The organism is Streptomyces sp. NPDC036764, assembly GCF_055609385.1.
Genome location: NZ_JBVJPT010000016.1, coordinates 233,275 through 258,691 on the forward strand (window position 1 = coordinate 233,275; position 25,417 = coordinate 258,691).

The window sequence follows — 25,417 nt, forward strand, 5'->3', positions numbered from 1 at the left end:
GCTCGACTATGCGTGGTTATGCCGAAGACCGGAACGTCCTATGCCGTCCCGGTCAGTAACCATTTGTCCGTACGGCGCTCAGAACCGTCCCGCGCCCAGATCCCGTGACACGGCGCGCGCACAGTCCCGCACCGCCGCGATCAGATCGGGACGCAGCTCGCCGTCCCGGCACAGGCGCTCCACGGCGCCGGTGATGCCGACCGCGCCGACCGGCATACGGCGCCGGTCGTGGATGGGGGCGGCCACGGAGGCGACACCTTCCCAGGTCTCCTCGACGTCGGCGGCGTACCCACGCGCGCGTGTCATGTCGAGGATGTGCTCGAAGCCGTCCAGTTCGCACATCGTGCGGTCCGTGAACGCCTTGCGGTCGGCCTCGATCGCCTCGCTGTGCGCGACCGGGTCGTACGCGGACAGGACCTTGCCGAGCGCCGTGGAGTGCAGCGGCTGCATGGCGCCGATCTCCAGGACCTGCCGGCTGTCGTCGGGGCGGAAGACGTGGTGGACGATCAGGACGCCCTGCTGGTGCAGGACGCCCAGATAGACACTCTCCCCGCTGGAGCGGGCCAGGTCGTCCGTCCACACCAGGGCGCGCGCCCGTAGCTCGTGCACATCCAGGTAGGTGGTGCCCAGGCGCAGCAGCTCGGCGCCGAGCTGATAGCGCCCCGAGGCCTCGTCCTGCTCGACGAAGCCCTCCTGCTGGAGGGTGCGCAGGATCCCGTGGGCGGTGCCCTTGGCGAGGCCCAGTGAGGAGGCGATGTCCGACAGGCCGAGGCGTCGCTCGCCGCCCGCGAGAAGCCTCAGCATCGCGGCCGCCCGTTCGAGCGACTGGATGTTCCGTGCCATCGCCGTGCTGCCTCCGTCCCCTTCGACCGTCGACCCTGCGACGCCGCTGCCGCCGTTCGGCAATGTCGAACACTACCGGTCGATGCCGACCTCTCGCTAATGGTCGGTCAGCATCCGTTCACTCGTGTTGCCGCACCCGTGGCCGGAGATCGACCCTGTCGTCATCCTCGTCCCGCGTCGTGGACTGCCTGACCACTTCCGCGTGGTCCCGGTTACGCTGGCGGCGTGCGCCCGCCCCGGACCGTTCCGTGATGGGTGCAAAGCCGACAGCCGTCGCACTCCAGGGAGCCCTTTCATGGCCTCGTTGCCACCGACCCCTTCCGCCGACAGCCGGACCCGTGTGTCCGCGCTCCGTGAGGCACTCGCCACCCGTGTGGTGGTCGCCGACGGAGCGATGGGCACCATGTTGCAGGCCCAGGACCCCACGCTTGAGGACTTCGAGAATCTCGAGGGCTGCAACGAGATCCTGAACCTGACCCGCCCCGACATCGTCCGTTCCGTGCACGACGCGTACTTCGCGGTGGGCGTCGACTGCGTCGAGACCAACACCTTCGGGTCGAACCACACCGCGGCGGCCGAGTACGAGATCGCCGACCGTGTGCACGAACTGTCCGAGGCCGGGGCCCGCATCGCCCGTGAGGTGGCCGACGAGTACGCCGCCCGCGACGGCCGCCCCCGCTGGGTCCTCGGCTCCGTCGGCCCCGGCACCAAGCTGCCCACCCTCGGCCACGTCGGCTACACCACCATTCGCGACGGCTACCAGGCCAACGCCGAGGGCCTGCTCGCCGGCGGCTCCGACGCCCTGATCGTCGAGACCACCCAGGACCTCCTGCAGACCAAGGCCTCCGTCCTCGGCGCCCGCCGCGCCATGGAGGCCACCGGCACCGACGTGCCCCTGCTGGTCTCGATGGCGTTCGAGACGACCGGCACGATGCTGCTCGGCTCCGAGATCGGCGCCGCCCTCACCGCGCTGGAACCGCTCGGCATCGACATGATCGGGCTGAACTGTTCCACGGGTCCGGCCGAGATGAGCGAGCACCTGCGCTATCTCACCCGGCACTCCCGCATCCCGCTGCTGTGCATGCCGAACGCCGGTCTGCCCATCCTCACCAAGGACGGCGCGCACTTCCCCCTCGGCCCCGAGGGCCTGGCCGACGCCCAGGAGAACTTCGTACTCGACTACGGCCTCTCCCTGATCGGCGGCTGCTGCGGCACCACCCCCGAGCATCTGCGCCAGGTCGTCGACCGCGTTCGTGACCTCACCCCGTCCGAGCGCAGCCCGCGCCCCGAGCCCGGCGCCGCCTCCCTGTACCAGACGGTCCCGTTCCGCCAGGACACCTCCTACCTGGCCATCGGTGAGCGCACCAACGCCAACGGCTCCAAGAAGTTCCGCGAGGCCATGCTGGAGGCCCGCTGGGACGACTGCGTGGAGATGGCCCGCGAGCAGATCCGCGAGGGCGCGCACATGCTCGACCTGTGCGTGGACTACGTCGGCCGCGACGGCGTCGCCGACATGGAGGAACTGGCCGGCCGCTTCGCCACCGCCTCCACTCTCCCGATCGTCCTGGACTCCACCGAGGTCCCCGTCATCCAGGCCGGCCTGGAGAAGCTCGGCGGCCGCGCGGTCATCAACTCCGTCAACTACGAGGACGGCGACGGCCCCGAGTCCCGCTTCGCGAAGGTCACCAAGCTGGCGCAGGAGCACGGCGCCGCGCTGATCGCGCTGACCATTGACGAGGAGGGCCAGGCCCGCACCCCGGAGCACAAGGTCGCCATCGCCGAACGGCTCATCGAGGACCTGACGACGAACTGGGGCATCCACGAGTCGGACATCCTCATCGACACCCTGACCTTCACCATCTGCACCGGCCAGGAGGAGTCCAGGGGCGACGGCATCGCCACCATCGAGGCGATCCGCGAGCTCAAGCGCCGCCACCCGGACGTCCAGACCACCCTCGGCCTGTCCAACATCTCCTTCGGCCTCAACCCGGCCGCCCGCATCCTGCTCAACTCCGTCTTCCTCGACGAATGCGTCAAGGCGGGCCTGGACTCGGCGATCGTCCACGCGTCGAAGATCCTGCCGATCGCCCGCTTCAGCGAGGAAGAGGTCCAGACGGCCCTCGACCTCATCTACGACCGCCGCCGCGAGGGCTACGACCCCCTCCAGAAGCTCATGCAGCTCTTCGAGGGCGCCACCGCCAAGTCCCTCAAGGCCGGCAAGGCCGAGGAACTCGCCGCCCTGCCGCTGGACGAGCGCCTCAAGCGCCGCATCATCGACGGCGAGAAGAACGGCCTGGAGGCCGACCTCGACGAGGCACTCCAGGACACGCCCGCCCTGGACATCGTCAACAACACCCTGCTCGACGGCATGAAGGTCGTCGGCGAGCTGTTCGGCTCCGGCCAGATGCAGTTGCCGTTCGTGCTCCAGTCCGCCGAGGTCATGAAGGCCGCCGTCGCCTACCTCGAACCGCACATGGAGAAGACGGACGCCGACGGCAAGGGCACCATCGTGCTGGCCACCGTGCGCGGCGACGTGCACGACATCGGCAAGAACCTCGTGGACATCATTCTGTCCAACAACGGCTACAACGTGGTCAACCTGGGCATCAAGCAGCCCGTCTCCGCGATCCTGGAGGCCGCCGAGGAACACCGGGCCGACGTCATCGGCATGTCCGGCCTGCTGGTGAAGTCGACGGTGATCATGAAGGAGAACCTGGAGGAGCTCAACCAGCGCGGCCTCGCGGCGAACTACCCCGTCATCCTCGGCGGAGCCGCCCTCACCCGCGCCTACGTCGAGCAGGACCTGCACGAGATCTACGAGGGCGAAGTCCGCTACGCCCGCGACGCGTTCGAGGGCCTGCGCCTGATGGACGCCCTCATCGGCGTCAAGCGCGGCGTGCCCGGCGCGAAGCTGCCCGAACTCAAGCAGCGCCGCGTCCGGAGCGCCGCCACCGCCGCCGTACTGGACGAGCGTCCCGAGGAAGGGCACGTCCGCTCCGACGTCGCCACCGACAACCCGGTCCCCGAGCCGCCGTTCTGGGGCACTCGCGTCATCAAGGGCATCCAGCTCAAGGAGTACGCCTCCTGGCTCGACGAGGGCGCCCTCTTCAAGGGCCAGTGGGGCCTGAAGGAGACGCGCACCGGTGACGGGCCGTCGTACCAGGAACTCGTGGAGAGCGAGGGCCGCCCGCGGCTGCGCGGGCTGCTCGACAAGCTCCAGACGGACAACCTCCTCGAAGCGGCCGTCGTCTACGGCTACTTCCCGTGCGTCTCCAAGGACGACGACCTGATCCTGCTGGACGAGCACGGCAACGAGCGCACCCGCTTCACCTTCCCGCGCCAGCGCCGCGGCCGTCGGCTCTGCCTCGCGGACTTCTTCCGCCCGCAGGAGTCCGGCGAGACCGACGTCGTGGGCCTTCAGGTCGTCACCGTGGGCTCGCGGATCGGTGAGGAGACGGCGCGGATGTTCGAGGCGAACGCCTACCGCGACTACCTCGAACTGCACGGGCTGTCCGTGCAGTTGGCCGAGGCGCTCGCCGAGTACTGGCACGCGCGCGTGCGTTCCGAGCTCGGCTTCGCCGGGGATGACCCGGCCGACATCGAGGACATGTTCGCACTGAAGTACCGGGGCGCCCGCTTCTCGCTGGGCTACGGCGCCTGCCCGAACCTGGAGGACCGGTCCAAGATCGCCGACCTGCTCCAGCCGGAGCGCATCGGCGTCCACCTGTCCGAGGAGTTCCAGCTCCACCCCGAGCAGTCCACGGACGCGATCGTGATCCACCATCCGGAGGCGAAGTACTTCAACGCACGTTGAGTCGCCCCGCGCCGCCGCGCCCGGGCCGGCTTCCACGCAGGTGGAGGCGTCCCCTTGGGGTAATCGGTGTGCCCCGCGGCACACCGGTTAAACCAGGCGCTCCGGCGACGCACGTCGTACACTGGACGGTCCACCGCAGGCCGGTTCCCTTAGTGGGAGCCGGCCTGTCCGCCCCTCAAGGAGGTGCGCCAGGATGACCAGCACGGTCCCCGCGCCAGTAACCCGTACGGCCGATGGGTCGGCCCTTCAGGCTGTTCTCCTCGACATGGACGGCACCCTGGTGGACACGGAGGGCTTCTGGTGGGACGTCGAGGCCGAGATTTTCGCCGGCCTCGGTCACACCCTCGACGACTCCTGGCGCCATGTCGTGGTCGGCGGCCCGATGACCCGCAGCGCCGGCTTCCTGATCGAGGCCACCGGCGCCGACATCACGCTCGCCGAACTCACGGTGCTGCTCAACCAGGGCTTCGAGGACCGCATCGACCGCGCCCTGCCGCTGATGCCGGGAGCGGCCCGGCTGCTGGCCGAGCTGGCCGCGTACGAGATCCCCACGGCCCTGGTCTCGGCCTCGCACCGGCGCATCATCGACCGCGTCCTCACCTCGCTCGGCCCGCAGCACTTCGCGCTGACCGTCGCGGGTGACGAGGTGGAGCGCACCAAGCCGCACCCGGACCCGTACCTGTTCGCCGCGGCCGGGCTCGGCGTCGACCCGACCAGATGCGCGGTCGTCGAGGACACGGCGACCGGCGTCGCCGCGGCGGAGGCCGCCGGCTGCCATGTGGTGGCCGTACCCTCCATCGCCCCCATCGCACCGGCCGCCCGGCGCACCGTCGTGAGCTCCCTCGAAGAGGTCGATCTGGCATTTCTGCGTGGGCTGGTGGCCGCCTGACAACACAAATGCGCCGGTCGTTCACCCAGCGTGCAACATCGATAACGCGAGAATTCCGCGAGGAAATTCGAACCTGCCGGATGGCTGAATTCCGGTGCACTCGAAGACCGTTCAGTTTGTGATGTTCACCACTTTAACGGGGGTCGACAGAACCTCGGTGTTGTGCCGTCGACCCCCGGCCGGAGGTGCCGGACGCACCTTTGTGTCCCGATTGGTGGAACGGTGCACGAATCCTTCCCTCCTCAGGTTTTCGTTGCGTCCGCGCCCGGTTCCGCTCCGTGATGGATCCTCAACTCCGGTCGCTTCGAACCGTCCTGCGCGCGCGGACTAATCTCATCGCGAGAACATCGCACTTACCCCGTGATCCGCAGCGACACCCCTGCATGCCGGGTACACGGAGTCGACCGCTGGAGAAACCCGAGCATGAACCGCAAGACTTTGGTGCTGCCGGCCGTCATCGGCCTGCTCGCGCCGGTTCTGGCCGCCTGCGGCGGAACCGACAGCGGCAGCCACAACGGCGACGCGATCGTCGTCGGCACCACCGACGCGTTCACTGTCTCGAAGGACGCTCCCGCCCCCCTCGACCCGGCCTTCGCCTACGACGTCGGCACCTGGAACATCCTGCGCCAGACCGTGCAGACCCTGATGATCCAGCCGCGCGGCGAGGGCGAGCCAGTCCCCGAGGCCGCCCAGAGCTGCGGTTTCACCGACAGCGGCAACGAGCGCTACGCCTGCACGCTGCGCAAGGACCTCAAGTTCGCCAACGGCGACCCGGTCACCGCCTCGGACGTGAAGTACTCCATCGACCGTGCCCGGGCCCTGAAGGCCGACAGCGGTGTCTTCGCCCTGCTGTCCACGATCGACACCGTCGAGACCCAAGGCGACAGCGAGGTCATCTTCCACCTCAAGACCGCGGACGCCACCTTCCCGTTCAAGCTGTCGACCCCGGTCGCCGGCATCGTCGACCCCGACATCTACGCCAAGGGCAAGCTGCGCGACGGCTTCGAGGTCGACGGCTCCGGCCCGTACACCCTCAAGGCCGAGGTCGACGACGACAAGCTGGTCTCCGCCGTGTTCACCAAGAACCCCAACTACCAGGGGAGCCTGACGGTGAACAACGACAAGGTCGAGCTGCGCAACTTCGAGGACGCCGACGAGATGGGCACCGCCCTCGACAAGGGCGACATCGACCTGATGACCCGCACCATGTCGCCCGAGCAGATCCAGAAGCTGTCCGCCGACTCCGACGACAAGGTCGACCTCGTCGACATGTCCGGCCTGGAGATCCGCTACCTGGCCTTCAACACCAACGCCCCGACGGTGAAGAGCAAAGCCGTCCGCCAGGCGATGGCCCAGATCATCGACCGCGGCGAGCTCGTCTCCAAGGTCTACGGCTCCCAGGCCGAGCCGCTGTACTCGCTGGTCCCGGCCAGCATCACGGGCCACTCCAACTCGTTCTTCAACAGGTACGGCGACCCGGACGTCGGCAAGGCCAAGTCGCTGCTGGAGAAGGCCGGCATCACCACCCCGGTGAAGCTGACCCTGCACTACACGACCGACCACTACGGCTCGGCCACCAAGAAGGAGTTCGAGCTGCTGAAGAAGCAGCTCGACGACAGCGGCCTCTTCGAGGTCGGCATCGAGGGCGCCCCCTGGGCGACGTTCCGCCCCGCCGAGCAGAAGGGCGCGTACGACGTCTACGGCATGGGCTGGTTCCCGGACTTCCCCGACGCCGACAACTACCTCGCGCCGTTCCTCGACAAGGACAACTTCCTCGGCTCGCCGTACGCCAACTCCGCGATCCGCAACGAGCTGATCCCGGACTCCCGCCGCGTCGCCGACCGGCTGTCCGCCTCCGGCAGCCTGACGGAGATCCAGGACATCGTGGCCAACGACGTGCCGGTGCTGCCGCTGTGGCAGGGCAAGCAGTACGTCGCGGCGAACGACGCCGTCACGGGCACGGCGTACGTCCTCAACTCCTCCTCGACCCTTCAGCTTTGGGAGCTCGGCCGTGGCGTGAGCGGCTGACGTCTCCCTGTGCCCGGCGCCCTCGACCAGGACGCCGGGCCCGGCCCGGGACCCGGGACGGGTTCCTCACAATCGACGACAAGGCACTCGTACGTGAACATGCGCAACCAGTGGCCAGTCCTGCCCGTCGTGGCAGGGCTGGCCTCCGGCCTGCTGACCGGCTGCGGCACGGAGACGGGGGACGCCGGCGGGACCGGCACCTCGGTGGTCATGGGGATGTCGGACGACGTCCTGGCCACCGACCCCGCCTCCGGCTACGACCCCGGCTCCTGGCTGTTGTTCAACAACGTCTTCCAGTCGCTGCTCAGCTTCCCCAAAGGCGCCACGGAACCGCAGCCCGAGGCCGCCGAGACGTGCGCCTTCTCCGACACGAAGGCCACGGTCTACGAGTGCACGCTCAAGGACGGCCTCAAGTTCAGCAACGGTGACGAGCTCACCGCGAAGGACGTCAAGTTCTCCTTCGACCGCCTGCTGAAGATCAATGACCCCGACGGCCCCGCGGTCATGTTCCCCACCCTCAGCAAGGTCGAGACGCCGGACGACAAGACGGTCGTCTTCCGGCTCAACTCCTCCGACGCCACCTTCCCGAGCAAGATCGCCTCGGGCGCCGGCTCCATCGTCGACGAGGACCAGTACGACGCCGACGGCCTGCGCAAGGACGGCCAGGCGGTCGGCTCCGGCCCGTACAAGCTCGACAAGTTCGACGACGACGAGGCCGTCTTCACGGTCAACGAGAACTACAAGGGCACCGCCGACGTGCAGAACTCCGGCGTGACGATGAAGTTCTTCCACGGCGACCAGGACGCCCTGAAGAAGGCCCTGAAGGACAACGAGGTCGACATCTCCTACCGCGGTCTCACCGCGGGCGACATCGCCGACGTCGAGAACTCCGGCGGCGACTCGGGCATAGAGGTCGTCGAGGGCGGCAGCGCCGAGGTCCAGCACCTGGTCTTCAACATGGACGACCCGGTCACCGGAAAGCTCGGCGTACGCAAGGCCATCGCCTACCTGATCGACCGTGACGCCCTCATCAAGGACGTCTACCAGGGCACGGCCACCCCGCTGTACTCGATCATCCCGGCCGGTATCGGCGGCCACAACACGGCCTTCTTCGACACCTACGGCGCCCGCCCCTCCCGGGCCAAGGCCGCCGCGGCGCTCCAGGACGAGGGCGTGAACGGCAAGGTCAAGCTGACCCTGTGGTCCACCCCGTCGCGCTACGGTCCCGCCACCGACGACGAGTTGAAGGCGATCGCCAAGCAGCTCAACGCCAGCGGGCTGTTCGACGCCGACGTCCAGTCCGTCGCGTTCGACCAGTACGAGAAGGACATCGCCGACGGCAAGTACGGCGTGTACGTCAAGGGCTGGATCCCGGACTACCCGGACGCCGACAACTTCACGGCGCCCTTCTTCGGCAAGGGCAACGTGCTGAGCAACAACTACAGCAACGGCGCGATCACCGGCACGCTCATCCCGCGCACCGCGGCCGAGAGCGACCGCTCCGCGACCGAGGACGACTTCGGCCAGCTCCAGGACATCGTCGCGAAGGAACTGCCGGTCCTGCCGGTCTGGCAGGCCAAGCAGTACGCGGTCGTGCGTGACAACGTCTACGGCCTGGAGTACTGCCTCGACGCCTCCACCGTGTTCCGCTTCTGGGAGCTGAGCAAGGGCTGACGGACGCCGTACGCGGTCCGATACGCCGAGGGCGCCCCTTCCGTCCGGAAGGGGCGCCCTCTTCGTCGTGACCCGGCCTCCTACTGTGCGCCGGGGCGCACCAGACCGCTCTCGTAGGCGTACACCGCGGCCTGCACCCGGTCCCGCAGACCCAGCTTGGTCAGCACGTGACCGACATGCGTCTTCACGGTCGTCTCGCTGACGAACAGGTCGGCGGCGATCTCGGCGTTGGACAGACCCCGCGCCACCAGCTTCAGGACCTCCACCTCGCGCTCGGTGAGCGTGTGCAGGGTGTCCGGGACCGGCTCGTCGCCCGAGGGCAGATGCGCGGAGTACTTGTCGAGCAGCCGGCGCGTGATGCTCGGCGCGAGCATCGCCTCGCCGGCGGCGACCACCCGGATCGCCTGCACCAGCTCGTTGGCCGGGGCGTCCTTCAGCAGGAAGCCGCTGGCGCCCGCCTTCAGCGCCTCCACCACGTATTCGTCGAGATCGAAGGTCGTCAGCACCAGCACCTTCGCCGGACCGTCCCGCCCGGGCCCGGTGATCTGCCGCGTCGCCTCGACGCCGTCCATCCGGGGCATGCGGATGTCCATCAGGACCACGTCGGGCTGCAGGGCCCGCACCTGATCGAGGGCCTGAAGGCCGTCACCGGCCTCGCCCACGACCGCGATGTCCTGCTCGGCCTCCAGGATCATCCGGAAGCCGGTACGCAGCAGGGGCTGGTCGTCGACCAGTAGGACGCGGATGGCCACGTGAGTCTCCTTCGCTCGTCCGGCCCCATTCTGCCCTGCGGGCCGCCACCGGACGCGCCCGCCCCGACCGGCAACGACTACGTCTCCCGGGCGACGCCCCCCGGCCCCCCGGCCGGACCCTGGTCGGCTCCGCTCACCGGCAACGACTGCGTCTCCCGGGGGACAGCCCCCGGACCCCCGGCCGAGCCTTGCCCAGCCCCACTCACCGGCAACGGATACGGCGGGGGAGTGCCGCCGAATTCCGGGCAGTGGGCCTGGTGGTCGCACCAGCCGCACAGCTTCGTCGGCCGGGGACGCCAGTCGCCCGACTCCGTCGCCTGCCGGATCGCGTCCCACAGCGCGTGCAGCTTGCGCTCGACCCGCTCCAGGTCCGCGAGCACGGGGTCGTACGTCAGCACGTCACCGCTGCCGAGATAGACGAGCTGAAGCCGGCGCGGGACGACGTTCTTCAGCCGCCAGACGACCAGGGCGTAGAACTTCATCTGGAAGAGCGCGCCCTCGGCGTACTCGGGCCGGGGCGCCTTGCCCGTCTTGTAGTCGACGATCCGCACCTCGCCGGTGGGCGCCACGTCGACGCGGTCGATGATCCCGCGCAGCTTCAGTCCCGAGTCCAGTTGGGCCTCGACGAACAGCTCGCGCTCGGCGGGCTCCAGGCGGGTCGGGTCCTCCAGTCCGAACCAGCGCTCGACGAGCTGCTCCGCCTCGGCCAGCCAGGTCGCCAGCCGCTCGCCCTCGGGATCGTCCGCGAACAGCTCCACGACCTCCGGCCTGCTCTCCCGCAGCCGGTCCCACTGCCCGGGGATCAGGGACTTGGCCCGCGGTGCCGTCCGCTCGGCGGCCGGAGCGTCGAAGAGCCGCTCCAGCACCGCGTGCACGAGCGTCCCCTTGGTCGCCGCCGCACTCGGCTTCTCGGGCAGCCGGTCGATCACCCGGAACCGGTACAGCAGAGGGCACTGCATGAAGTCACTGGCACGGGACGGGGACAGCGAGGTCGGCGGTATCACCGGCAGAACGCCGACCTTCGCGGCCTCGCCGGCCGGGGTGTCCGCGGCCGGCGAGGCCGGGGTGTCCGCAGCCGCGCCCTCACCCGCCGCGACCGCGGCCGTCGTACCGTCCGCCCCCGCCGGCTCCTCGCCCGCCACCGGCCCTGGGACCGGTGCCGTCACCGGCGTGACGTCACCGCCGCGGTCCGCCGCGGCACCCTCCGTGCTCGTCTCCATGACCACAGACCTTACGGCCCACCACTGACAGTGACCCAGCCCGGCTGTTACGGCCGGTACGTCAGGGGAAACTCAGGGGGTGCCGGGGCGGAACGCGTCAGGACGGCCGCATACCATCGACCCGAGACCCTTCCGCCCGGCAGGCGCGGAAGACGCTGCGAACGAGGGGACACCGTGGACGAGAGCGGCGGGAGCGGGCAGCCGCGGTCCGGCACCGAGGAGTCGACCGAGCGCCGACCGGACCGGATGGCCCCGGCCGTCGACCCCACACGCCCCGACCCGACCCCCGCGTCCGACGAACGGCCCGCGGACACCCCTCGATTCGACCCGGCCGAGGACGACACCGCGCGCGAGGACTCTTCGACCCCGCCCGCCCCTGAGAACCGCTCCGAGGGCCCTGAGAACCGCTCCGAGGCCACTGAGAACCCCTCCGAGGCCACTGAGAACCGCCCCGAGGGCGAAACCCAGCAGGGCTCACGAGGCACGGACGCCAAGAGCGGCACGGCCGACACCGGGAACGCCTCCACCGGCGGCCCGGACGCGGAAGAACCCGCGGAAGCGGGCCCTGCCTCCGGACCTCCCCCCGCGCACACCGCCGAGAGCCCCGACACCCCCACCCCGCACGACCACCAGGCCACGCCCCACCTCGACCGCACGCTCGCCCACTCCGGCACCACCAAGGGCCGTCCGCCCCAGCGGCCGCGGGACCCCCGGGGCGGGCTGCTGATGGGGCGGCCGTTCGGGGTGCCCGTGTACGTCGCGCCGAGCTGGTTCCTCGTCGCCGCGCTGATCACCTGGGTGTTCGGCGGACAGCTCGACCGCGTACTGCCCGAGCTCGGCGCCGCCCGCTACCTCGTCTCCCTCTTCTTCGCGGTCGCCTTCTACGCCTCCGTCCTCATCCACGAACTCGCCCACACGGTCGCCGCCCTGCGCTTCAAGCTCCCGGTCCGGCGCATCCAGCTCCAGTTCTTCGGCGGCGTCTCCGAGATCGAGAAGGAGGCCGAGACACCCGGCCGGGAGTTCGTGCTCGCCTTCGTCGGCCCGCTGCTCTCGCTCGTCCTCGCCGGCGCCTTCTACGGCGCCATGCAGTTCGTGGAACCCGGCACCGTCCCGGGCGTCCTGCTGGCCGGCCTGATGATCTCCAACCTCATCGTGGCCGCCTTCAACCTGCTGCCCGGCCTGCCCCTCGACGGCGGCCGCATGCTCCGCGCGGTCGTGTGGAAGATCACCGGCAGGCCGATGAGCGGCACCGTCGCCGCCGCCTGGGTCGGCCGGGCCCTCGCCGTCTCCGTCCTCGTCGGCCTCCCGTGGCTCACCCAGTCCGGCGCCCTCGGCTCCGACGCCGTCGACAACGTCGGCATGGACACCGTGATGGACGCCCTGCTCGCCGCCATCCTCGCCGCGATCATCTGGACCGGCGCAGGCAACAGCCTCCGCATGGCCCGGCTGCGCGAACACCTCCCGGAACTGCGCGCCCGCAACCTGACCCGCCGCGCCGTGCCCGTCGAGACCGACACCCCCCTGTCCGAGGCCCTGCGCCGCGCCAACGCGGCCGGCGCCCGCGCCCTGGTCGTCGTCGACGCCGACGGCAACCCCCTCTCCCTCGTCCGCGAGGCCGCCATCGTCGGCGTACCGGAACACCGCCGCCCCTGGGTTCCCGTCAGCGGCGTCGCCCAGGACCTGACCGACGGCATGCGTGTCTCCGCCGAACTCTCCGGAGAGGAACTGCTCGACGCCCTGCGCGCCGCCCCCGCCACCGAGTACCTGGTCGTCGAGGAGACCGGCGAGATCTACGGCGTCCTGTCGGCGGCCGACGTCGAGCGCGCTTTCGTGAAGGCGATGGCCCGCCCGAACTGACGCACCCCGCTCCAGGGGGCCGCTTCCCCGTGGTCGGCGGCCCCCGGAAACGCCGGTAGGCTGTTCACATGTCCGAACCGACCGGTGCCGCCCGCCGTCGCGGGCCCTTCAAGGTCGGGGACCAGGTTCAGCTCACCGACCCCAAGGGCCGCCACTACACGTTCACGCTCGAAGCCGGGAAGAACTTCCACACCCACAAGGGTTCCTTCCCGCACGACGAACTGATCGGTGCTCCCGAGGGCAGTGTTGTCCGCACCACCGGGAACGTCGCCTACCTCGCGCTGCGCCCCCTGCTCCCCGACTACGTCCTGTCCATGCCCCGCGGGGCAGCCGTCGTCTACCCCAAGGACGCGGGACAGATCCTCGCCTTCGCCGACATCTTCCCCGGCGCCCGCGTCGTCGAGGCCGGTGTCGGCTCCGGCTCGCTCAGCAGCTTCCTGCTGCGCGCCATCGGCGACCAGGGGATGCTGCACTCCTACGAGCGCCGCGAGGACTTCGCCGACATCGCCCGGCAGAACGTCGAGCGCTACTTCGGCGGCCCGCACCCCGCCTGGCAGCTCACCGTCGGCGACCTCCAGGACAACCTGTCCGACACCGAGGTCGACCGCGTCATCCTCGACATGCTCGCCCCCTGGGAGTGCCTGGAGGCCGTCTCCAAGGCGCTCGTCCCCGGCGGCATCGTGTGCTGCTACGTCGCCACCACCACCCAGCTCGCCCGGACCGTCGAGTCCATCCGCGAGATCGGCTGCTTCAACGAGCCGACCGCCTGGGAGACGATGATCCGCAACTGGCACATCGAGGGCCTGGCCGTCCGCCCCGACCACCGGATGATCGGACACACCGGCTTCCTGCTCACCGCCCGCCGACTCGCCGACGGAGTGGAGCCGCCCATGCGCCGCCGACGCCCCGCCAAGGGCGCCTACGGCGAGGACTACGAAGGCCCCAACGCCGACGGAGGCTCCGGCCGCTGAGCCGGCCCCGTACCGCATCCAACGCACAGGCGCTGTGGTCGAGTTCCCGGAACACCCAGGGAACTCGACCACAGCGCCTTTCTGTTGACGCGAACGCGGGAACCGACAACCTCCCGAGCGCCGCGCGCCCCGCCCGCACCCCGACCACCCGGCACTCCGGCACTCCGGCACCGGAACTCCACACCCCCGCCGTTCCGCCACACTGTGACGTGTGGCACGATGCTGGCCACTCACCCCCACCGGCACAGCACCCACAGGAGACGCTCCTAGTGCAGCAATCCGCCGTCCCGGAACTGGCACACACCCACACCCGGCCCATCCACTGGCTCGCCACCGCCACAGCGGTCGCCGGAGTCGTGGCGTTCTCCTCGGTCCTCCAGCCGGGCGCGGCGACAGCGGCCCAGGCGGCCGGCCCGGAGACGAAGCACGCCGCCGCGGCGGTCACACCCCCCGACCCCGCGCGCATCGACTTCCCGCTCGAATGCGGCCCCGTGAAAGCGGTCGTGGTGAAGAAGGCCACCGGAGACCTCGACGGCGACGGCAGCCCCGAGACCGTGGCCGTGGTGCACTGCGACTCCCCGATGGGCACGCCGCCCGACGGCGTCTACGTCCTCACGAACGCCAAGGAGACCGCCGCTCCCCGGGTCGTGGCGACCCTCGTCGACCCGAAGGACACCATCACCGTCAGTGACATCGCTGTCCGTGACGGAGCGGTCGAGGCGGAGTTGCTCGGCTACTCGTCGGCCGACGTGCCGCGTTGCTGCCCGGACGTGAAGGACAGCGCGAAATGGCAGTGGCAGAACGGCACGTTCGTTCGCTCGACACCCGCCGGCGCCCACAGCGTCTGACGTCCGCCACCGAGTGTTGTGAGAAATCAGACAGTCGTAACACCCCGTGCATGCAAGGTCACTCGGCGTCCGGACCGAATACTTCGACCTTGTCCGAAACCCGACGTACGTGGATGCACTCGCCCGGGCACTCCTTCGCCGAGTCCACCACATCCGTGAGAAGCGGCAGTGGTACGGGCGTTGTGGCCCCCTCGGCCTGCAGGAGCTCGTCGCCGGAGCCCTTCACATAGGCCAGACCGTCGATGTCCAGCTCGAAGACCTCGGGCGCATACTGGGCACAGATGCCATCGCCGGTACAGAGATCCTGATCGATCCAGACCTCCAGCGCCTCACCCTCGACCCCGGCCGTCCGCTCCACGCTCATCTCTCCTACCGCTTGCTACGCCGAGCCGAACGGGAATCCGGCCAGCTCTGACGGGTGTTGAACGCTTCGACCCTACCTTCGACTGGGTTCCAATCATGTGCGGTGGGTATTCCCCTGGCGTGAGGGAGAGCGCAAGGGTGAAGATCGGACACACCCCGACCGTCTTTGTGATCTAGGGGTTTCAATCGACACCCACCCAGGTAGGGTCTGGAAGCGTCCAGCTCCCCTTGGAGGAGGTGAGGACCGTGGCAGCCCACGACGACGACATGAACCGCGGCATCCGCCCGGGACGAGGGTCCGACGACCCGGCCGGGCAGATCGCCTACCTTGAGCAGGAGATCGCCGTCCTGCGACGCAAGCTCGCCGACTCTCCGCGACACACGAGGATTCTCGAAGAGCGGATCGTCGAGTTGCAGACGAATCTGGCCGGCGTGTCCGCACAGAACGAGCGACTCGCGAACACGCTCCGTGAGGCACGGGACCAGATCGTTGCCCTCAAGGAAGAGGTCGACCGGCTCGCACAGCCGCCGGCCGGCTTCGGTGTCTTCCTGCAAGCCAACGAGGACGGCACCGCCGACATTTTCACCGGAGGGCGCAAGCTCCGCGTGAACGTGAGCCCGAGCGTCGAACTCGACGATCTCAGGCGTGGCCAGGAGCTGATGCTCAACGAAGCTCTCAACGTGGTCGAGGCCATGGAATTCGAGAGCGTCGGGGACATCGTCACCCTCAAGGAGATCCTCGAGGACGGTGAACGAGCCCTGGTGCTCGGGCACACCGACGAGGAACGGGTGGTCCGGCTCGCCGAGCCGCTCCGGGGCGTCACCATCCGCCCCGGCGACGCCCTCCTGCTCGAACCCCGATCCGGCTATGTCTACGAAATCGTCCCCAAGAGCGAGGTCGAAGAGCTCGTCCTCGAAGAAGTGCCGGACATCGGCTACGAATCGATCGGCGGCCTCGGCAACCAGATCGAGATGATCCGCGACGCCGTCGAGCTCCCGTACCTCTACCCGGACCTGTTCAAGGAGCACGAACTGCGCCCGCCCAAGGGCGTCCTCCTCTACGGGCCCCCCGGATGCGGCAAGACGCTCATCGCCAAGGCCGTCGCCAACTCGCTGGCCAAGAAGGTCGCCGAGGTCACCGGCCAGGCCTCCGGCAAGAGCTTCTTCCTCAACATCAAGGGCCCCGAGCTGCTGAACAAGTACGTCGGTGAGACCGAGCGGCAGATCCGTCTCGTCTTCCAGCGTGCGCGTGAGAAGGCCAGCGAGGGCACACCCGTCATCGTCTTCTTCGACGAGATGGAATCCCTCTTCCGCACCCGCGGCTCCGGTGTCAGCTCGGACGTGGAGAACACCATCGTCCCGCAGCTCCTCGCCGAGATCGACGGTGTGGAGGGCCTGCAGAACGTGGTCGTGATCGGTGCCTCCAACCGTGAGGACATGATCGACCCGGCCATCCTGCGCCCCGGCCGCCTGGACGTGAAGATCAAGATCGAGCGTCCCGACGCCGAGGCCGCCAAGGACATCTTCGGCAAGTACCTCACCGAGCGCCTCCCGCTGCACTCGGAGGACCTCGGTGAGCACAGCGGCGACAAGTCGATGACGGTCCAGAGCATGATCCAGACCGCCGTCGAGCAGATGTACGCCGAATCCGAGGAGAACCGCTTCCTGGAAGTCACCTACGCCAACGGCGACAAGGAAGTCCTCTACTTCAAGGACTTCAATTCCGGCGCCATGATCGAGAACATCGTGGGCCGCGCCAAGAAGATGGCGATCAAGGACTTCCTGGAGCACAACCAGAAGGGCCTCCGCGTCTCCCACCTGCTCCAGGCATGCGTGGACGAGTTCAAGGAGAACGAGGACCTGCCCAACACCACCAACCCGGACGACTGGGCCCGGATCTCCGGAAAGAAGGGCGAGCGGATCGTCTACATCCGCACCCTCATCACCGGAAAGCAGGGCGCCGACACCGGACGCTCCATCGACACGGTGGCCAACACCGGACAGTACCTGTAAAACTCAGGGCGGCTGCGGGTGCCCTCATCGGGTACCCGCAGCCCACTGTTTTTCCGGCCGCAACCGGAACACAAGGCGTGCAAGGCAATGACGCAAATGATCTCCCCACCAGGGCAAAGGCGCTCTAGGCTCTTCCGTACCGCCGAGTCGCGCAGTGCGGGGACGGGCACCGCACACGCAACCGAGCGCCAGCGGTACTTGTGCGGCGCCCACGACCGAGGGTGCCGCCGGGCAAGGAGGGCCGCATGACCGTACGGCGAGTAATGGGCATCGAGACGGAGTACGGGATCTCCGTCCCCGGCCACCCCAACGCCAATGCCATGCTCACCTCATCCCAGATCGTCAACGCCTACGCGGCGGCGATGCACCGGGCCCGCCGGGCTCGCTGGGACTTCGAGGAGGAGAATCCGCTGCGGGACGCGCGAGGCTTCGACCTCGCCCGTGAGGCCGCCGACGCCAGCCAGCTCACCGACGAGGACATCGGTCTGGCCAACGTGATCCTCACCAACGGAGCGCGGCTCTACGTCGACCATGCCCACCCCGAGTACAGCTCGCCCGAGGTCACCAATCCGCGCGACGCCGTCCTGTGGGACAAGGCCGGCGAGCGCATCATGGCCGAAGCCGCCGAGCGGGCCGCCCAGCTCCCCGGCGCCCAGCCCATCCACCTCTACAAGAACAACACCGACAACAAGGGCGCCTCCTACGGCACGCACGAGAACTACCTGATGAAGCGGGAGACCCCCTTCTCGGACATCGTGCGCCACCTCACGCCCTTCTTCGTCTCCCGTCAGGTCTTCGCCGGAGCGGGCCGCGTCGGCATCGGCCAGGACGGCCACGAACACGGCTTCCAGCTCAGCCAGCGCGCGGACTACTTCGAGGTCGAGGTGGGGCTGGAGACCACCCTGAAGCGCCCGATCATCAACACCCGCGACGAGCCCCACGCCGACGCCGAGAAGTACCGCCGGCTCCACGTGATCATCGGCGACGCGAACCTCTCCGAGATCTCGACCTACCTCAAGCTGGGCACGACGGCCCTGGTCCTGTCCATGATCGAGGACGGCTTCATCGCGGTGGACCTGGCCGTCGACCAGCCCGTTCGCACGCTGCACCAGGTCTCGCACGACCCGTCCCTCAAGCGCCTGGTCACCCTCCGCAGCGGCCGCACACTCACCGCGGTGCAGCTCCAGATGGAGTACTACGAGCTCTCCCGCAAGTACGTCGAGGAGCGCTTCGGCGCGGACGCCGACGAGCAGACCAAGGATGTCCTGTCCCGCTGGGAAGACACCCTGAACCGGCTCGAACGCGACCCGATGAGCCTGTCCGGAGAGCTGGACTGGGTCGCCAAGCGGGAGCTCATGGAGGGCTACCGCCGCCGCGACGACCTCGACTGGGACGCCGCCAGGCTCCACCTGGTCGACCTCCAGTACGCCGACGTGCGCCCCGAGAAGGGCCTCTACAACCGTCTGGTGGCCCGCGGCCGCATCAAGCGCCTCCTGGACGATGAGTCCGTGGAGCGGGCGCAGGTGAAGCCGCCGGAGGACACCAGGGCGTACTTCCGGGGCCGCTGCCTGGAGCAATACGCCGACGACGTCGCCGCGGCCTCCTGGGACTCGGTCATCTTCGATCTGCCGGGCCGCGACTCCCTCCAGCGCGTTCCAACCCTCGAACCGCTTCGCGGAACGCGAAATCATGTCAAGGAGCTCCTGGACCGCTGCCGGACCGCGGAAGACCTGGTCAGGGTCCTGTCAGGCGGCTGACCGGCCCCGGGCGGTGTCAGCCGGACGTCGGCCGGGCAGGGTGGAAAACCCGGCGTCCGGGAATCATCGAGGTGGCCCCCGTACGTTGGAGAAACTGCGGGGCCGATGTCAGACCCGGCTTGTAGGGTCTGATCATCACCGATCGGCAGGAAAGCCGACCTGTCGAACATGTCGGGCGACACGAGCGGGGTGAGGGATATGGCAACCAAGGACACCGGCGGCGGACAGCAGAAGGCCACGCGCTCTACTGAGGAAGTCGAGGAGCAGGCTGCGGAAACGCAGGCTTCCGAGGACCTCAAGGAGCGGCAGGAGAAGCTGAGCGACGACGTGGACTCCGTCCTGGACGAGATCGACGACGTGCTCGAGGAGAACGCAGAGGACTTCGTGAGGTCCTTTGTCCAAAAGGGCGGGGAGTAGCCGCTTTCTCCTTCGATCCGAAGGTAAACGGGGTGGCGTGGTGGTCGGCGAGTCGGAGATGAAGCGCTGCGTGCGGTGCGGCGGGTCCACACCGCGCGCAGCCTTCGCGCCCCGGCACCCGCCCTTCGACGGCTCGCGCCGTCGCGGTCGAGCGCGCCCTGCCGAGTCCGGTCGGAACCGGGATGCCCGCCGGCCCACGGCGGCTCTGCGCGATCCGTTTTCAAGGCCTCGGCCGTTCATGTGGATCACCGCCACAAGACGGGTAGGGTCCGTGGCGTACTGTGCTTCAACTGCAATTCGGCCATCGGCCAGTTGGGGGACGACCCCGACGCCGTCCGCCGGGCCGCCGCTTATTCGGAAGGAATCGCGTGGAAGCCAACACTCGTAGCACCGGGCGTCTACCGGCTGCCTTCCTGACGCCTGGGTCGTCCTCCTTCATGGACTTTCTCTCCGACCACCAGCCGGAGCTGCTGCCCGGCAAGCGTCAACTCCCGCCCACACAGGGCGTGATCGAGGCGCCGCACGGCACGACCATCGTGGCGGTCACGTTCCCCGGAGGCGTCGTGCTCGCCGGTGACCGTCGCGCCACCATGGGCAACGTCATCGCGCAGCGCGACATCGAGAAAGTGTTCCCCGCCGACGAGTACTCGGCCGTCGGCATCGCCGGTACGGCCGGTCTGGCCGTCGAGATGGTCAAGCTCTTCCAGTTGGAGCTGGAGCACTTCGAGAAGGTCGAGGGCGCCCAGTTGTCGCTGGAGGGCAAGGCGAACCGGCTGTCGACCATGATCCGGTCCAACCTCGGCATGGCCATGCAGGGGCTGGCCGTGGTGCCGCTCTTCGCCGGGTACGACGTGGACCGGGAGAGGGGGCGGATCTTCTCCTACGACGTCACCGGTGGCCGTTCCGAGGAGCACGGCTTCGCCGCCACCGGCTCCGGCTCGATCTTCGCGCGTGGCGCCATGAAGAAGCTCTACCGTGACGATCTGAGCGAGGCCGACGCCACGACGCTCGTGGTGCAGGCCCTGTACGACGCGGCTGACGACGACTCGGCGACCGGTGGTCCCGATGTCGCCCGCCGGATCTACCCGATCGTCACCGTGATCACCGAGGACGGTTTCCGTCGGCTGGGCGATGACGAGTCCTCCGAGATCGCCCGTTCCATCCTGGCGCGGCGTCTGGAGCAGCCCGACGGCCCGCGGGCCGCGCTGCTGTAGGCGACGGCCCGGTCTTATCAAGGTGATCCTGTGACTTCGACAGAAAGGGACGGATAACCGGTGTCGACGCCGTTCTATGTCTCACCCCAGCAGGCCATGGCCGACCGGGCGGAGTACGCGCGCAAGGGCATCGCCCGTGGCCGCAGCCTGGTCGTCCTCCAGTACGCCGACGGCATCGTGTTCGTCGGCGAGAACCCGTCCCGTGCGCTGCACAAGTTCAGCGAGATCTACGACCGCATCGGCTTCGCGGCGGCCGGCAAGTACAACGAGTACGAGAACCTGCGGATCGGCGGCGTCCGGTACGCCGATCTTCGTGGCTACACCTATGACCGTGATGACGTGACCGCCCGTGGCCTGGCCAACGTCTACGCCCAGACGCTGGGCACGATCTTCTCCTCCGCGGCCGAGAAGCCGTACGAGGTGGAGCTGGTCGTGGCCGAGGTGGGGGCGACGCCCGAGGGCGATCAGATCTACCGGCTGCCGCATGACGGATCGATCGTGGACGAGCACGGTTCGGTCGCGGTCGGTGGCAACGCGGAGCTGATCAGCAACTATCTGGACCAGCGCCACCAGGACGGCATGACCCTCGCCGAGGCGCTGAAGCTGGCCGTACAGGCGCTGTCGCGTGAGTCGAACGGCACTCAGCGGGAGATCCCCGCCGAGCGCCTGGAGGTCGCGGTGCTGGACCGTACGCGTCCGCAGTCGCGCAAGTTCAAGCGCATCGTCGGCCGTCAGCTCGACCGGCTGCTGGAGGCCGGCGGAGCGGCCACCGAGGCCGAGAGCGCCGACAACGACGAGTCCTCCGAGGAGTCCGGCGCTTCCGAGGAGTAGTCCCCAGTCCGCCTCACCCCGCCCGTACTGTGCCCCGGTCGACCGCTCGGCCGGGGCACAGGGCGTGTCCGAGGGCCGTCAGGGGCTGCTGGGCGGGGCTGTGGAGCCGCGTACGACGAGCTGGACCGGAATGTCGCCCCCTTCCGGCTCGCGGCCTTCCAGGACCGCCAGGAGGGCTTGCATGCCGCGTTCGCCGAAGAGTTCCGCGTCCAGCCGGACGGTGGTGAGCTCGGGGTCGATGGCGGTGGCGAGGGCGAGGTCGTCGAGGCCGGTGACGGAGATGTCGTCGGGGATGCGCAGGCCCAGGCGCCGTACGGCCTTGTAGGCGCCGGCGGCGAGCTTGTCGTCGTCGCAGACGATCGCGGTGGGGCGGGGGCCGTGGGCGGCGAGCGCGGTTTCGGCGGCGGTGCGGGCGCCGTCGATGGAGATGGGGGCGCGCACGGTCAGCAGTGAGGTGCCGGGCACCCGGGTGAGCCGGGCGGCCAGTTCGTGTGCGCGCACCTCGAAGGTCCAGGACGCGATGTCGGCCGCGAGGTGCAGGAAGCGGCGGTGGCCGAGGCCCAGCAGGTGTTCGGTGACCTGACGGACACCGTCGGCGATGTCCAGGTTCACGGTCGCGCCGCCGAGGCTGCCCGCCGGGTCGCTGTCGAGCATGACGAGGGGGAGCTGGTCGCCGCGGATGGCGGTGAGGGCGTCGGCGGCCATGGAGGAGGCGATGACGCCGTCGAGGGCGGCCTGGGCGGAGGCGAAGGGGTCGCGGGCGGGGCCGATGCCTTCGGGGGAGGGGTACAGCACGACGCCGAAGCCGTGCTGCGCCGCGACGCGGGCCGCGCCGGTGTAGACGCCCGCGAAGAATTCGGTGGTGAGGGCGGGGACCACCAGGAGTACGGTTCTCGTGTGGCCGAGACGCAGGTTGCGAGCCGCGAGGTTGGGCCGGTAGCCGAGCTCACGGGCGGCTTCGCGGACCCGTTCCGCGGTGGCCTCGGAGACCCGTCCCCGCCACTTGTCACCGAGCACCAGTGAGACCGCGGCCTGGGACACGCCCGCTGCCTGGGCCACGTCCCGGCTGGTGGGGCGGGTGCTGCCGTGTGCCACCGTGCACCTGCTTCGTCGTCTGGAGTCTGGACTCGTGAACAGCGCACATGGTACGTATGACGAAGGACGTTATACGTAAAACTTCGGCGGAGGGCGGCGCGGCCGATGACCGGCGCATACCTGGAGATCCTCAAGGCGAGGCATGCCGCCCGGCTGCTCGTCGGCACCCTCATAGGGCGGCTGCCGAACGCCGTCGCCGCGCTCGCCATCCTGCTGTTCGTGCGCGCCGAGGGCGGTTCCTACAGCCTGGCCGGAGCCCTGGCGGCCGTCTACGGAGTCGCCAACGCGGTGGGTCAGCCGCTGCTGGGGCGGCTGGTCGACCTGCACGGACAGCCGCGGGTACAGCTTCCGGCCGCGGTCGCCTCGGCGCTCGCGATGGCCGCGTTCGCCTTCGTCGGCATCGACCCGCTGGCCCTGTCCTATGTCGCGGTGGCGGCCGCAGGACTGTTCACGCCGCCCCTGGAAGGCGGTCTGCGGGCCCTGTGGGGGTCGGTCCTGCACAAGGAGGGCCAGGTGCACACCGCGTACGCCATGGACGCGGTGGCGCAGGAAGTCATGTTCACCGTGGGTCCGTTGCTGCTGACGCTGTGCGCCTCGCTGTGGTCGGCGCAGGCGGCGCTGCTCGTCCTGAACGTCATCGGGGTGCTGGGCGCCCTGTCGGTGGTCGTGTCGCAGCCCTCGCGCGCGTGGCGCTCGGCACCGCGCGAGGCGCACTGGCTGGGTGCGCTGCGCTCGGCCGGTCTGCTGGCGCTGCTCGCCTCCTTCCTGTTCGTCGGCATGGCGATGGGGTCCATCGCGGTGGCGGCCGTGTCGTACGCGGACGACAACGGCGGTGACGTGGTGTACGGCTGGCTGATGGCGGGCCTCGGGCTGGGCGCGCTGGTCGGTGGCACGGTCTACGGAGCACGGCAGTGGGGCGGGGAGCCGGCGCGGCGACTGCGGGTGCTGGTGGCCCTTCTGGCGGTGTGTTACCTGCCGCTGATGCTGATGCCGGGCGCCATCGCCATGACACTCCTCGCGGTGCTCGCCGGGGTGTTCCTGGCGCCGTGCATCGCGTGTGCGTTCGTGCTGGTCGACCGGCATGCCCCGCGGGGCACGGTCACCGAGGCGTTCTCCTGGCTCGTGACGACGTTCACCGTGGGAGCGTCGGTCGGAACGGGCCTCGCGGGGCCCGTGGTCGAGGCGGGCGGGGCCTTCTGGGGGTTCGCCGTGCCGGGTGGCGCCGGGCTGGTGTCGTTGCTGGTCCTGCTGGCCACCGGACGGGTCCTCGCAGCTCCCGGCCGGGGTGCGGTGGTTGCGGCTTCATCGGAAAATGATCCAAACCGTGCCGTCGAACCCCGTTTCAGCTCAGGGGATCGGGCGTAATGTTCAGTCATGGACCGCCGCATTTTCGGGCTGGAGAACGAGTACGGCGTCACATGTACGTTCAGGGGACAGCGCCGCCTGTCTCCCGACGAGGTGGCGCGGTACCTCTTCCGCCGTGTCGTGTCATGGGGCCGCAGCAGCAATGTCTTTCTGCGAAACGGCGCCCGCCTCTATCTCGACGTGGGATCGCATCCGGAATACGCCACACCGGAATGTGACAACGTGACCGAACTGGTCACCCACGACAAAGCGGGCGAGCGCATTCTCGAAGGACTCCTGGTGGACGCCGAACGACGCCTGCACGAGGAGGGAATCGCGGGCGACGTCTACCTCTTCAAGAACAACACCGACTCGGCGGGCAACTCCTACGGTTGCCACGAGAACTACCTCGTGGCACGGCACGGGGAGTTCTCCCGGCTCGCGGACATCCTCATTCCGTTCCTGGTCACCAGGCAGCTTCTCTGCGGCGCCGGCAAGGTGCTGCAGACCCCGCGGGGCGCGGTGTACTGCGTGAGCCAGCGGGCCGAGCACATCTGGGAGGGCGTCTCCTCGGCGACGACCCGCTCCAGGCCGATCATCAACACGCGCGACGAACCGCACGCGGACGCGGAGCGCTACCGCCGTCTCCACGTCATCGTGGGCGATTCGAACATGTCCGAGACGACCATGCTGCTCAAGGTCGGCGCCACCGACCTGGTGCTGCGCATGATCGAGGCGGGCACCGTGATGCGCGACCTGACCCTGGAGAACCCCATCCGGGCGATCCGCGAGGTCAGCCACGACATCACCGGCCGGCGCAAGGTGCGCCTGGCCAGCGGCCGGGAGGCCTCCGCGCTGGAGGTGCAGCGCGAGTACTACGAGAAGGCCGTGGACTTCTGCGAGCGCCGCGGCATCCGCACGGGCACCGTCGAGCAGGTCCTGGAGCTGTGGGGCCGCACGCTGGACTCGATCGAGTCCGAGGACCTCGACCGGATCGGCACCGAGATCGACTGGGTCATGAAGTACCAGCTCATCGAGCGGTACCGGGCCAAGCACAACATGACCATGTCGCATCCGCGGGTCGCGCAGATAGACCTCGCCTACCACGACATCCACCGGCGTCGTGGCCTGTACTACCTGCTGGAGAAGAAGGGTCAAGCAGCGCGTATCTGCAACGACTTGAAGATCTTCGAAGGCAAGTCCGTTCCGCCGCAGACCACTAGGGCCCGGCTGCGCGGCGATTTCATCCGCAGGGCCCAGGAACAGCGCCGCGACTTCACCGTCGACTGGGTCCACCTCAAGCTCAACGACCAGGCTCAGCGCACGGTCCTGTGCAAGGACCCGTTCCGTTCGGTGGACGACCGGGTGGAGAAACTCATCGCCGGAATGTGAGCCATTCGTTCCGACCGGTTCGACATCGGATGGCGGTGACATCCGGCCGGAACGCAACACGGGCGCCGTACGTTTCCCGTACGGCGCCCTTCTCA

General features: G+C 69.0%; 19 protein-coding genes and 1 pseudogene. 15 read left to right on the plus strand and 5 right to left on the minus strand.

What is annotated here, in order from left to right:
• Window positions 1-78: 78 nt before the first annotated feature.
• Window positions 79-843, minus strand: coding sequence for an IclR family transcriptional regulator (locus tag ACZ69Q_RS39390; RefSeq protein WP_471051988.1), 765 nt, complete (start codon window positions 841-843; stop codon window positions 79-81).
• Between the two features lie 295 nt (window positions 844-1,138).
• On the opposite strand from ACZ69Q_RS39390, the gene metH reads away from it, so the two are divergent.
• The 4 genes from metH to ACZ69Q_RS39410 all read left to right on the plus strand — a co-directional run bounded on the left by metH (window position 1,139) and on the right by ACZ69Q_RS39410 (window position 9,248).
• Entirely contained in the window at window positions 1,139-4,657 is a 3,519-nt protein-coding gene (gene metH / locus ACZ69Q_RS39395; protein ID WP_471051991.1) for a methionine synthase, read from the plus strand.
• Between the two features lie 193 nt (window positions 4,658-4,850).
• Window positions 4,851-5,546 (plus strand): HAD family hydrolase, encoded by a 696-nt coding sequence (locus tag ACZ69Q_RS39400; protein ID WP_471051993.1) that lies wholly within the window; start codon window positions 4,851-4,853, stop codon window positions 5,544-5,546.
• Between the two features lie 423 nt (window positions 5,547-5,969).
• Complete coding sequence (locus ACZ69Q_RS39405; protein ID WP_471051996.1) at window positions 5,970-7,574, plus strand: ABC transporter substrate-binding protein; 1,605 nt, start codon at window positions 5,970-5,972, stop codon at window positions 7,572-7,574.
• A 93-nt stretch (window positions 7,575-7,667) separates the two neighbouring features.
• Window positions 7,668-9,248: an ABC transporter substrate-binding protein gene (locus ACZ69Q_RS39410; RefSeq protein WP_471051999.1), complete on the plus strand. Its 1,581-nt coding sequence runs from the start codon at window positions 7,668-7,670 to the stop codon at window positions 9,246-9,248.
• A gap of 80 nt (window positions 9,249-9,328) precedes the next feature.
• On the opposite strand, the gene ACZ69Q_RS39415 is transcribed toward ACZ69Q_RS39410, so the two are convergent.
• Complete coding sequence (locus ACZ69Q_RS39415; protein WP_190073527.1) at window positions 9,329-10,000, minus strand: response regulator; 672 nt, start codon at window positions 9,998-10,000, stop codon at window positions 9,329-9,331.
• Window positions 10,001-10,077: 77 nt separating this feature from the next.
• Window positions 10,078-11,220 carry a RecB family exonuclease gene (locus tag ACZ69Q_RS39420; RefSeq protein ID WP_471052001.1) on the minus strand — a complete coding sequence of 381 codons (1,143 nt, stop codon included), beginning with the start codon at window positions 11,218-11,220 and terminating at the stop codon, window positions 10,078-10,080.
• A 174-nt stretch (window positions 11,221-11,394) separates the two neighbouring features.
• Between ACZ69Q_RS39420 and ACZ69Q_RS39425 the strand changes: the two genes are divergently transcribed.
• From ACZ69Q_RS39425 to ACZ69Q_RS39435, 3 genes are all read left to right on the plus strand, one after another.
• Window positions 11,395-13,077 carry a site-2 protease family protein gene (locus ACZ69Q_RS39425; RefSeq protein WP_471052004.1) on the plus strand — a complete coding sequence of 561 codons (1,683 nt, stop codon included), beginning with the start codon at window positions 11,395-11,397 and terminating at the stop codon, window positions 13,075-13,077.
• Window positions 13,078-13,145: 68 nt separating this feature from the next.
• Window positions 13,146-14,048 (plus strand): tRNA (adenine-N1)-methyltransferase, encoded by a 903-nt coding sequence (locus ACZ69Q_RS39430; protein ID WP_471052007.1) that lies wholly within the window; start codon window positions 13,146-13,148, stop codon window positions 14,046-14,048.
• 269 nt (window positions 14,049-14,317) lie between these two features.
• The gene (locus tag ACZ69Q_RS39435) at window positions 14,318-14,896 is read left to right on the plus strand and encodes a hypothetical protein (RefSeq protein ID WP_471052009.1); all 579 of its coding nucleotides are present in this window, start codon (window positions 14,318-14,320) and stop codon (window positions 14,894-14,896) included.
• Window positions 14,897-14,954: 58 nt separating this feature from the next.
• Here ACZ69Q_RS39435 and ACZ69Q_RS39440 read toward each other — a convergent pair whose 3' ends face one another.
• Entirely contained in the window at window positions 14,955-15,260 is a 306-nt protein-coding gene (locus tag ACZ69Q_RS39440) for a ferredoxin (protein WP_471052012.1), read from the minus strand.
• 245 nt (window positions 15,261-15,505) lie between these two features.
• Between ACZ69Q_RS39440 and arc the strand changes: the two genes are divergently transcribed.
• The 6 genes and pseudogenes from arc (at window position 15,506) to prcA (ending at window position 21,491) form a co-directional block, all read left to right on the plus strand.
• Complete coding sequence (gene arc, locus ACZ69Q_RS39445; RefSeq protein WP_471052015.1) at window positions 15,506-17,272, plus strand: proteasome ATPase; 1,767 nt, start codon at window positions 15,506-15,508, stop codon at window positions 17,270-17,272.
• A 245-nt stretch (window positions 17,273-17,517) separates the two neighbouring features.
• The gene (dop, locus tag ACZ69Q_RS39450) at window positions 17,518-19,029 is read left to right on the plus strand and encodes a depupylase/deamidase Dop (protein WP_471052017.1); all 1,512 of its coding nucleotides are present in this window, start codon (window positions 17,518-17,520) and stop codon (window positions 19,027-19,029) included.
• 198 nt (window positions 19,030-19,227) lie between these two features.
• The gene (locus tag ACZ69Q_RS39455; protein ID WP_030955201.1) at window positions 19,228-19,446 is read left to right on the plus strand and encodes a ubiquitin-like protein Pup; all 219 of its coding nucleotides are present in this window, start codon (window positions 19,228-19,230) and stop codon (window positions 19,444-19,446) included.
• 222 nt (window positions 19,447-19,668) lie between these two features.
• Window positions 19,669-19,863: pseudogene (locus tag ACZ69Q_RS39460) on the plus strand (endonuclease domain-containing protein); the annotation flags it as partial.
• A complete protein-coding gene (gene prcB / locus ACZ69Q_RS39465; RefSeq protein ID WP_471052020.1) occupies window positions 19,815-20,660 on the plus strand; it encodes a proteasome subunit beta in 846 nt (281 codons plus the stop codon). The pseudogene ACZ69Q_RS39460 and the gene prcB, both read left to right, overlap by 49 nt.
• A 60-nt stretch (window positions 20,661-20,720) precedes the next feature.
• Window positions 20,721-21,491 (plus strand): proteasome subunit alpha, encoded by a 771-nt coding sequence (gene prcA, locus ACZ69Q_RS39470; protein ID WP_471052023.1) that lies wholly within the window; start codon window positions 20,721-20,723, stop codon window positions 21,489-21,491.
• 78 nt (window positions 21,492-21,569) lie between these two features.
• Here the strand turns inward: prcA and ACZ69Q_RS39475 are convergent, their stop codons facing one another.
• Window positions 21,570-22,586, minus strand: a complete 1,017-nt coding sequence (locus ACZ69Q_RS39475; RefSeq protein ID WP_471052026.1) for a LacI family DNA-binding transcriptional regulator — start codon at window positions 22,584-22,586, stop codon at window positions 21,570-21,572.
• Window positions 22,587-22,691: 105 nt separating this feature from the next.
• Between ACZ69Q_RS39475 and ACZ69Q_RS39480 the strand changes: the two genes are divergently transcribed.
• Both ACZ69Q_RS39480 and pafA read left to right on the plus strand, forming a co-directional pair.
• On the plus strand, window positions 22,692-23,951 hold the full coding sequence (locus ACZ69Q_RS39480; protein WP_471052029.1) for an MFS transporter: 1,260 nt from the start codon (window positions 22,692-22,694) through the stop codon (window positions 23,949-23,951).
• 9 nt (window positions 23,952-23,960) lie between these two features.
• Window positions 23,961-25,322 (plus strand): Pup--protein ligase, encoded by a 1,362-nt coding sequence (gene pafA, locus ACZ69Q_RS39485; protein WP_388675903.1) that lies wholly within the window; start codon window positions 23,961-23,963, stop codon window positions 25,320-25,322.
• The last annotated feature ends 95 nt before the right edge of the window (window positions 25,323-25,417 follow it).